This is a genomic window from Burkholderia sp. APQ4-4ca (genome assembly GCF_057837105.1).
The window spans coordinates 1-8,665 of the sequence record NZ_JBYQCG010000146.1; the positions used below are offsets into that span (position 1 = coordinate 1).

Annotated in this window: 14 protein-coding genes; 11 read left to right on the plus strand and 3 right to left on the minus strand. The window is 61.5% G+C overall.

The genetic code is table 11. From position 1 onward, the window contains the following. Window positions 1-84: 84 nt before the first annotated feature. The 3 genes from dnaB to AC3IFE_RS18095 form a co-directional block, all read right to left on the minus strand. The gene (dnaB, locus tag AC3IFE_RS18085) at window positions 85-1,452 is read right to left on the minus strand and encodes a replicative DNA helicase (RefSeq protein WP_489191404.1); all 1,368 of its coding nucleotides are present in this window, start codon (window positions 1,450-1,452) and stop codon (window positions 85-87) included. Window positions 1,453-1,478: 26 nt separating this feature from the next. Next, window positions 1,479-2,030 carry a phage regulatory CII family protein gene (locus AC3IFE_RS18090; protein WP_034174560.1) on the minus strand — a complete coding sequence of 184 codons (552 nt, stop codon included), beginning with the start codon at window positions 2,028-2,030 and terminating at the stop codon, window positions 1,479-1,481. 185 nt (window positions 2,031-2,215) lie between these two features. Further along, window positions 2,216-2,497, minus strand: coding sequence for a helix-turn-helix domain-containing protein (locus AC3IFE_RS18095; protein WP_489191406.1), 282 nt, complete (start codon window positions 2,495-2,497; stop codon window positions 2,216-2,218). Between the two features lie 70 nt (window positions 2,498-2,567). Here AC3IFE_RS18095 and AC3IFE_RS18100 point away from each other — a divergent pair, with 70 nt between their 5' ends. The 11 genes from AC3IFE_RS18100 to AC3IFE_RS18150 form a co-directional block, all read left to right on the plus strand. After that, window positions 2,568-3,032, plus strand: coding sequence for a helix-turn-helix domain-containing protein (locus tag AC3IFE_RS18100; RefSeq protein WP_034174089.1), 465 nt, complete (start codon window positions 2,568-2,570; stop codon window positions 3,030-3,032). A 386-nt stretch (window positions 3,033-3,418) separates the two neighbouring features. After that, complete coding sequence (locus AC3IFE_RS18105) at window positions 3,419-3,559, plus strand: hypothetical protein (RefSeq protein WP_175769713.1); 141 nt, start codon at window positions 3,419-3,421, stop codon at window positions 3,557-3,559. Between the two features lie 140 nt (window positions 3,560-3,699). Continuing rightward, window positions 3,700-3,906, plus strand: a complete 207-nt coding sequence (locus tag AC3IFE_RS18110; RefSeq protein WP_059499130.1) for a hypothetical protein — start codon at window positions 3,700-3,702, stop codon at window positions 3,904-3,906. Between the two features lie 132 nt (window positions 3,907-4,038). Further along, window positions 4,039-4,200 carry a hypothetical protein gene (locus AC3IFE_RS18115; protein ID WP_489191407.1) on the plus strand — a complete coding sequence of 54 codons (162 nt, stop codon included), beginning with the start codon at window positions 4,039-4,041 and terminating at the stop codon, window positions 4,198-4,200. A gap of 21 nt (window positions 4,201-4,221) precedes the next feature. Further along, the gene (locus tag AC3IFE_RS18120; protein WP_489191408.1) at window positions 4,222-4,770 is read left to right on the plus strand and encodes a PRTRC system protein E; all 549 of its coding nucleotides are present in this window, start codon (window positions 4,222-4,224) and stop codon (window positions 4,768-4,770) included. 14 nt (window positions 4,771-4,784) lie between these two features. Beyond that, window positions 4,785-5,267, plus strand: coding sequence for a PRTRC system protein C (locus AC3IFE_RS18125; RefSeq protein ID WP_489191409.1), 483 nt, complete (start codon window positions 4,785-4,787; stop codon window positions 5,265-5,267). Window positions 5,268-5,445: 178 nt separating this feature from the next. Next, a complete protein-coding gene (locus tag AC3IFE_RS18130; protein WP_489191411.1) occupies window positions 5,446-6,525 on the plus strand; it encodes a PRTRC system protein F in 1,080 nt (359 codons plus the stop codon). Continuing rightward, window positions 6,522-7,232: a PRTRC system protein B gene (locus AC3IFE_RS18135; RefSeq protein WP_489191413.1), complete on the plus strand. Its 711-nt coding sequence runs from the start codon at window positions 6,522-6,524 to the stop codon at window positions 7,230-7,232. Before AC3IFE_RS18130 ends, AC3IFE_RS18135 begins: the two co-directional genes overlap by 4 nt. A gap of 4 nt (window positions 7,233-7,236) precedes the next feature. Continuing rightward, the gene (locus tag AC3IFE_RS18140; RefSeq protein ID WP_489191414.1) at window positions 7,237-8,040 is read left to right on the plus strand and encodes a PRTRC system protein A; all 804 of its coding nucleotides are present in this window, start codon (window positions 7,237-7,239) and stop codon (window positions 8,038-8,040) included. After that, window positions 8,037-8,426 (plus strand): hypothetical protein, encoded by a 390-nt coding sequence (locus AC3IFE_RS18145; protein ID WP_489191415.1) that lies wholly within the window; start codon window positions 8,037-8,039, stop codon window positions 8,424-8,426. The genes AC3IFE_RS18140 and AC3IFE_RS18145 overlap by 4 nt, the downstream gene beginning before the upstream one ends. Then, on the plus strand, window positions 8,381-8,665 hold a 285-nt coding region (locus AC3IFE_RS18150; protein ID WP_489191417.1), incomplete at its 3' end, for a helix-turn-helix domain-containing protein. The genes AC3IFE_RS18145 and AC3IFE_RS18150, both read left to right, overlap by 46 nt.

Sequence of the window (8,665 nt, forward strand, 5' to 3'; positions counted from 1 at the left end):
CGAACAATACGAGCTTGGTCGTACCAGGCAAGTCGCTCGCGGTCATCGCCCGGCGCCAGGTAAATGATGTTGGCACTCCCGCCATTAATACGCCCCTGTAGGTTCTGCAAAATTCTCGAATCTCGCTAATTCATTTCGGAATGCCAATCTCACCGTAGCAAGTGGTCCGTTCCGCTGTTTTGCGATAATTAGTTCCGCGGTACCCCGGTCCGCGCTATCCGGGTTGTACACCTCGTCTCGGTAAATAAACTGAATAACGTCGGCGTCCTGTTCGATCGCGCCGGACTCGCGAAGGTCGGACATCATGGGCCGCTTGTTCGGGCGCTGCTCGAGCCCACGATTTAGCTGTGACAGCGCGATCACGGGCGCGTCGAATTCCTTCGCCGTCTTTTTCAACTCGCGCGAAATTTGCGATACCTCGCTTGTGCGGTTTTCACCTGATCCGCCATCCCCCGACATCAGCTGTAGGTAGTCGACGATGATCAGGCCAAGTTTTCCGACGACGCGCTGCAGGCGACGGAGCTTTGCCTTGAACTGCAGCGGCGTGACGGACGAGCTGTCGAGCACGTACACCGGAGCGTCAACGAGGATCTGTGTTCCATGCGTCAGCCTCGACCAGTCATCGTCACGCAAACTCGCAGTTCGCAGCTTGTGCTGATTGATCCGCGACGTTCCGGCAAGCATCCGCGTCGCCAGCTGGTCGTCAGGCATTTCCAACGACAGCACCGCAACGGGCATGCGCAACTCGACCGCAACATGTTCCGCAATGTTCATGGCGTACGAGGTCTTTCCCATTGACGGGCGACCAGCGACGACGATCAGCTCACCGCCATGCATTCCGTCGGTATGGCGGTCAAGATCGACAAAGCCCGTTGCCGTCCCACCGATTTGTGCAGCGCCGCCGGCGTGATAACGATCGTCGATCCGCTGAATTACGGACGTCAGAGCAGCCGAGATTGGCCGAAACTCGTCATCGGCCGCGCTGCTCGTATCCGCGATTTTTAGCAGTTCGCCCTGCGCGAGGTCCAACAGTTCAAGAGGGGATTTGCCGCCGGGCTTCAACACGGCATTTCGCAGCCGCTCGGACACGCGCAGCATCCGCCGAGAAATCGAGCGGTTGCGCACAATCTCAGCGTAATGGCGAATACCCGCTGCACTAGGTGTTGCGTGAACCAGATCAGTCAAGAACGCGAGCGGCTGATCAACCTTCGCATCGACGGAATGCAAACGCTCGAATACCGTGACGGCATCTGCGCGCGCGCCACGCTGAATTAATTCACGGATCGCTTTGAACACTAACGCGTGCTCGCCGATCGTAAAATCAGCTTCCGAGACGATGCCCGCAATTTCCTCAAGCGCGCCGTTATCGAGCAATAATGCGCCGAGGATGCTTTGCTCGGCTTCGGGCGCCGACGTACGGGCGTGCGCATCCAATGGGTCGTGTGCGCCCATCAGGAGAACCTCCGGGAATAGGTCAATTACGCGCCGCGGCGACGGCGACGGCTCTGCGCGGAACGTCGGGCGATCGCGATCGTCTGTTCGATCTGGCGTTGCGCCGCGCGCCCGGCTTGCTCGATGGCCTCGGCTTCTCTCGGCTCGATCACCCCATCGTCAGCGGCGCGCCGAACCTCCTCGGCCAGGCCGCCCGCTTTCGTACTCACCGTAAGCGCGGAGTCGACAAGCACACGGACGCAATCCGATTCAGCATCGGCGACCGTTTCCGTTGCGACGAGCCCGAACCTAGCGTTGAACGCGTACACCGCATCGAGTGCATGCGGTTGCTTCTTTTCGAGCATCCATTCGACGAGCAGCTCGAACATTTCGCCCGTAATACGCGCCCCTTCAACCTCCCGCAGCCGCAACCGCAGATGCTCGCCGGAAATTCGCGTGCCTCTCCGCTCGGTAAGAAAGCGGGCAGCGTCTTCGACTTTCCCGGGCGTGTTCGACACGGACGTATACAGGACGTCAATCCATGCGGTTTGACTGTAATGGTGAGCCACATTTGCCCCTTGAATTTCACCGTTTTTCATACTGTTAACGTGCTCGCGTTTCCGAGAGAATTGCTCCATCGCCAAACGGAGCATCACCATGAAAACGCAAAAATTCAGAATTCAGCACGCAACAGCGACCCCGAAGCCACAACTCAAACGACACATGCGCGACGCGATCTGGCGCGCCTTAAGCGAGGCGAAAGCCTCGCGCTCGTTTGCCGCTTTCATGCGGCAGGCGTGCGACGCGACCGCGATCGAATGTCCGCGCGCAGACGGGATACGTTCCCGCCTGCGCCGTTCCGCTCCGGCAGATCGCGCGACTCCAGGTCAACAAGGACTTCCGGCCGCGCAACAGAAATGAACTGCATCCTCGACTTCGGAATGCCATTCCGGCGCCACTGAGACACGGCCGCGTCGTCAATCTCGAAGAGATCAGCGACAACCCCGGTCCCGCCCAATCGATCAATGATTTCGCTCGCATACGCGATGCGCAGGTCGTTTTCCATGGATGGGAATTTAAGCACACTTAATTTCAAAAGTGAAGTGCTCTAATCTGCCAAGGTTTAGCCTGCTGAAATGAACGACCTAGACACCTTCGTAGGACGACTCCGGTATGCCAAGACGCTTCGCGAGGCAGAACTGGGGGCGTCGATCGACGACAAGGAAATTGCCGCCAAGGCTGGAGTTTCCCCGTCAGCTGTCTCGCAATGGACGAGCGGCAAAGTGAACGTTGAGAATTTGAAGGCCGCGCCGGTGTTCCGCGTTGCGCGCTTCCTGCGCGTGCGCGCTGACTGGCTTTGGGATAAACGCGGGCCAATGAAGGACGCCCAGGACGACCTGCCGCAAGAAGCGCAGGCGTTCTATGCGGATCTCAAAAAGGCGATTGCCCTGGGCATGAGCGAACTCGCGGTCGCGGCCGTGCATGCGCCTCTAAAAGCGGTACTGGCTATGCATGAGAGAGCTCGCGGCGATCTGCTCGACTTGAATGCGCCGACGCCACCAGACGACTCAGATTCCAATCGAAAACCGCCGCGCACCTAAACACCCCCACGCGGTCATGCCTTGCCGCGTAGCCCTTGACGGGCATTCCTAGCAACTCGACGTCCCAGTCATATTCGGGCGTCTCGTGCGCCCCCATTACCCGTACCACCAGACCGATGTGCGCCTTGTTGGCGCACCGGCTAATCACGGCCAGATCCCCCGGATTGATACGGCCCTCGCTCATCTGTTCGTCCAAATTCATCGACGCGCACCCTCAGTCTTTTTCTACAAAACGCTTTCGATACTGTATGGATATCCAGTATGCCCGCAGTCTAGATTGCGCGTCAACTTAAGCACACTAAATTTTCTTTGCGCTTCGAAATTAAGTGTGCTTAAATTCGCCTGCTTGCAGCGCTTCCGCTGCGTACCCAACGAGGCGAATTTCGATGCTTACCATCCTGTTCCGGCGCAGCGAATTCATGCGGCTTAAGTCGCGTGCGCTGCAGGCGCGCGACTGGCACCCGCTCGTCGCGCTCGTCGTTCTTTACCTGATAGCCGACGCGATCGCGCCGGCGCTCGGCATTTGAGGTGCGCATGAATAAGCCCATGCCCCTCTGGAAAATCGTGCTGCTCTGGCTCGCGGTCGGCATCGGTTGCGTCGCATGGACGCACAGCGACGAAGCGCGGGCCACGTCGAGCGCAAGCACCTACAGCGCGTGAGCCGACCATGCAGAAAGATCACCTGCCAACCCATCTGCTGCGCGTCGAGTGGCAACTGCTGCACATGACCGGCGATTTCGAAACCGCGATTCAGCGCGCCAGCGTGCGTGACGCGCTCGAATCGTCTGCGCGTGCGCGAGAAACGCGCGAACGACGCCGCGCAGCTGCGCGCGTGGACGTGAAACGGCTGCAGGCCGGCGACGCGGAGGACTGATCGATGCCGCGTTGCCACGTCCGCTGCACGCACTGCGACGCACGCCGATGCCTGCGGCGCCATCCCGATCGCTACACGCGCCTACCGGCGTGCCGCACGTGCAACCGCCGGAAATATCGCGTCGACAACTGGATGAACCGCCGCAACACGACGTGCATGCGTTGCGACTGCGCCGGTTATTGGTTCCCGCACCGGCGCGGCTCCCTATTTTGCTGGCATCGAGCCGACGGCTCGAACCGCTATCCCGGCGATACCGATTTCGCCGATCGCAATTACGACGGCCTCGCGGCCTGACTTCACCTGAGAGGTAATCGCATGTCTCTGTTCACGTCACTGCACGCGCTCGCACAGACAACGAGCATCAACATCCTGATCACGGCGGAAGGACCGGAAAGCCTTCGCGTCAACGTTACGCCGATGCCGAACGGCAAGGGCGAAAAGCAGCGCTGGCCGCTGTCGCTGCTCGCGACGCCGGCCGAACTCGATGCGGAATTCGCCGCTGCGGTCGAGGTGTACGCACCCGGCGCAACGCCACTGCTCGATCAGGCGCGCGCGTGCGCCGCGGCGAATCAGCCTGATTCAGCGCCCGCGTTGCCTGCTCCGAGCACCGGTGACGCCGCAGGCACACCCGGGAAGCGCGGTCGCGGTCGTCCGCCGAAAGCCGCGAAGGCTGACGACGCCAACAACCCGCCCTCGACTGATGGCGGAAACGCTGGCGAGACAGACCCGCGCCAGATGCGCATCGACGATGCCGGCCAACCGAGCGACGGCGGCGGGACGCCGGCCGCAGATACGCCGGCGCCCGCCGAACCTGCAAGCGCGGCGCAACCGCAATCGACCGACGCGGGCGTCGACCTGTACTGATCGGAGACGACGACATGCAAATCGAAACGCTCGCTCGCGAATTCTCGTACAACGGCGCGAAGCTCGCCGATCCTGCACCGACGTTCACGCTCCAGCAGATCCGCGACTTCTATTCGCAGACCTATCCGGAGCTCACGAACGCGGAGATTGAGGGACCGGTCATCAAAGGCAACCGCAACGTCTACACGTTCCGCCGCGCTGTCGGCACGAAGGGCAATCACGCCCTGCCGCTCAGCAGCTACACGGTCAAACTGACCACCAGTGCTGACGGACGAACCTACGTCGCAGGCATCGCGATCGCGAACCCGGACGACTCCGACGACGCACGTCGGAAGCTCGACGAGATACGCGCCGTCGACTGCATCGTTCCGCACCCCGTGCGCGCCTATCTTGCCGAACTCGACCGGTTCAGCAGTGCGCACGCATGCCCGCTGCTCGACGAAGAAGTCGCGTTCATCAACGCGCTGCATGCGCGCTACTGCCCGCAACCGAAATGACGCTCCGCGAACTTCGAAAGCACCTGCGCGAAAACACGTTTGCAGGCGAATCGACGCCGCGCGCCTGCGCGAAGCACGTCAACAGTCGACTCGCGCGCCACGTGGAACGCGTGACTCACTACGCCGACCATACGTCCCCGCGCCTGCGCCTGCCCTCGTCCATCATGCCGGTACTACCATGATCGCGCCCGCACTCGTCATCCCGGCCATTGCCGCCGGCGTACCAGCGCGGTATGTCACCGGGACCATTCACGGCAGCGATAGCAACTTCTCACACGAGCTCGCGCTCGCGCTGATGCGTGGCAAGTTGCTCACGGACGACGATGCCGCGAACGCAGACAATCACCGCGACGAAATCGAACTCGCACGCCATGCGATTACCCGCGAATGGCTGGACCGCACCGACGGCCTGACGATTTTCGAGTGGAATTTGCGCGTCAGCGAAGAGCGCTATTCGCCGACGCCGCACGCCTCTGGCAGTACTCAATGCGCGTGGTTCTCCATTCACTCCAACCAAGGAGCCGGGTCGGCGCCATGCCGGTATCTGCGCGCCGGCATTAACCACCTCGAAAACGTGATGCCCGGGCTCGGACAGACCGTGCTCGCCGTGTTGTACGAAGCCTGTCATCACTATTTGCCGAACGTGTGTACGCCGCGCGAGACGCTTTACCTTGCCGAGTATCTGTACTGGCAAGGACACTCGAACGAAATCGACGCGCTCGAAGATTTGATGTTTTGCTATGACAGGAACCCTGAAAAAGCCACTGCCGAAGAGTTCTTCGCCGAGTATTCGATACCGCGTCGCGCAGAATTTTTCCGCGGTGCGCCCGAGTGGATCGCAAATCCCGAGCAAGTACTGAGCACTGCAGACGTCGGATATGCGTCCCTGATTGACGATACCGCCGCGGCCATCGCCGATGCCTGCGATGAAATTCACCGCCTCATCGTCACCGCGGGGCCATTTGCCCGAGTAGACAACCGCGACACCGGCCGCGGCCCCGTCGATCATTCACTGTATCTCCTTTGGGACCAGCAGGACGGCACCGATCGCATCCTTGACGATTTCCTCGAAAACGAACTCCAGGGCGATCCGATCGAAGTCTCGTGCGCGGTCCAGCTGTCGCTCACTGGCAGCGAGATTGGCAACTGGTTCGCGCGGATGAGCAACACAGCGAAGCTCGCGCGTGCAGTCGAAACTCTGCTTGACCTGCTCGACCTTCGCACCCCCGAAACTGTCACCGTACAGGTACGCGTATGACGACCGTCGACATTTATTGCGAGGGCACCACGCACCTCGAACTGGATTCGGCTCTGCTGCTGTACCGAAACCAATCCGACTCGCACGTTTACGTGACGCGACACACCGCTCGCGTCGTCGCCGGCGTACCTACGTTACTCGCCGGCGAGCCGGTCACCGAGCGACAACTTGCGACCTTCGCCGCCGCGGCCGCGAAACACGTCGGTCAACAAGGCTTCGTGCATGAGCGCGTGATCTTCGCAGGCTCCGGCGTTGTCTCCTGGTGGATGCCGGCATGCGTGCGGCACGTCTGGTTCAACTCCGACAAGCCGCTCGGCACGCGCGCGGGCCCGGCGCACCAACCTGCGTTGCTGTTCATCGCCCAAGGGGACCGCCGACACGTGTTCGCGCTTGCCGAGAATGCGCGGCCGCAACGCGGCACCGCCCTGTTTCAGGCGCCGTACTACAACGTCTATTCCTCCGGTTCCGTGTGCACCGGCAATGTCGAAATCGCGAAGCAGCCGAACGCGGCCGACGTCGAGCGCTACGAAGAGGAATTCTTTCGCAGCCGCTTCACACACCCGAATGCCCAAAAGCTGATTCAGGGCGGCAGCATTTCCACACTCTGGCGCCAACTGCTCGACGGCGCTGAATTTCCCACCGAAAGACTGGTCGCGGTCGACTTGACCGTCGAGTCCGCAATTCAACGCCTCACGCAACGGAGCTAACCACATGTCCACGAAAATCGAAGAGATCAAAGCAACGTTCGAAGCAGACACGACTGACGTGCTGTGCGCGCTCGGCGAAGCGCTCAAGACTTTCAGCGAAGCAGTGACAGCCGAAATGAAGACTGGCCGGTCACGCCCGATCGCCGCCGCAGACACCGACGCAAACATCGGACTGGACGAGGCGCTGTTCGATAGCGCCCCGGTCGCCACTGTTCCGCGCCACGCCGATTTTGCGCCGCTGCTCGACGTCGGCCACCGGTTCCTGCTCGCGGCCGAAGGTTTGTTCGTCGAGATCCGCCGCCCGTGGCTGCACCTGATTCAGCCGGTCGCGCCGATCGAAGGCGCATGCCCGCGTCCGCCGTACGGCTCGATCGATGCAAAAATCGAATTCGCATTCGGACGCATCAGCGCCGCCGAGCCGCACCTCCGCCGGTTCGCAACCGACGCGGCCAACGCCGCGCCGAACGAGCATGCCGCATGGATCGTCTGGAACAAGGCGAACAAGGAACTGGTGTACCGCGAAGTCGAAGTGACCAACTCCACGCCGACCGCAATAACCATCAATCGCCCGACCCTCGCCGACGACGAGAGCCTCGTAATCGATCTGCACAGCCACGGCGTCAACCCGGCATTCTTCAGCGCCACCGACGACGCCGACGACGCGGGCGAAGTGAAGATCGCCGGCGTGATCGGCGGCGTCGGCACGGCCAATCCTAGCGTTGCATTCCGCCTGTGCGCGCTCGGCAAAATGATCACGCTCCGTGTGCCGGTACAGGCGTTTTTCCCGCCGACGGAGAAAGCCGCGTGAACCAACTCGACATGCTCGAACTCGCGGCGCGCGCCGCGGGGTGGGAAGCGAAGCGTCACACTGTCCGCGACTGCACCGCAATCCACGTCAGACCGCATGCAGCCGCCGACTGGCGCGCATTCGATTCAATTGGCTCGCGCGCCGACGCGTTCGAGTTGTCGAGCGCGGCCCGCATCGACGTGATAGACGGCGACAATTATCTTGGCCGGTTTGACGACAATTACCTTGGCCGGTGGGGAAACGACGAAGGCGGCGTAGCCGCCGTAGGCGCTTCCCCACCGGCGGCGCCGGACGGATGGGGTTTTAGGATGGCTGATCGTCTTCCAAAAGAAGAACAGCCATGCCCGGAACCTACATTACGGACCAGCAGGTCCGCCTCTATATGAACAAGCGCAAACATCACACCCAAGAAGTCGCAGCGGCCATGGCTGGCATGAGCGTTCGAACGGCGCGTCGAATCGAGCGCGGTGCGCCGCTGCCGTCGCAGAGAGCGTCGAGAACGTGGCGCACCCGATCCGATCCGTTCGCTGACGTCTGGGAGACGGAGGTGGTGCCACTGCTGCGCCATGCACCGCGTCTGAAGGCTGTTACGTTGCTGGCCAAGCTGCAGGAAGCTCACCCCGAT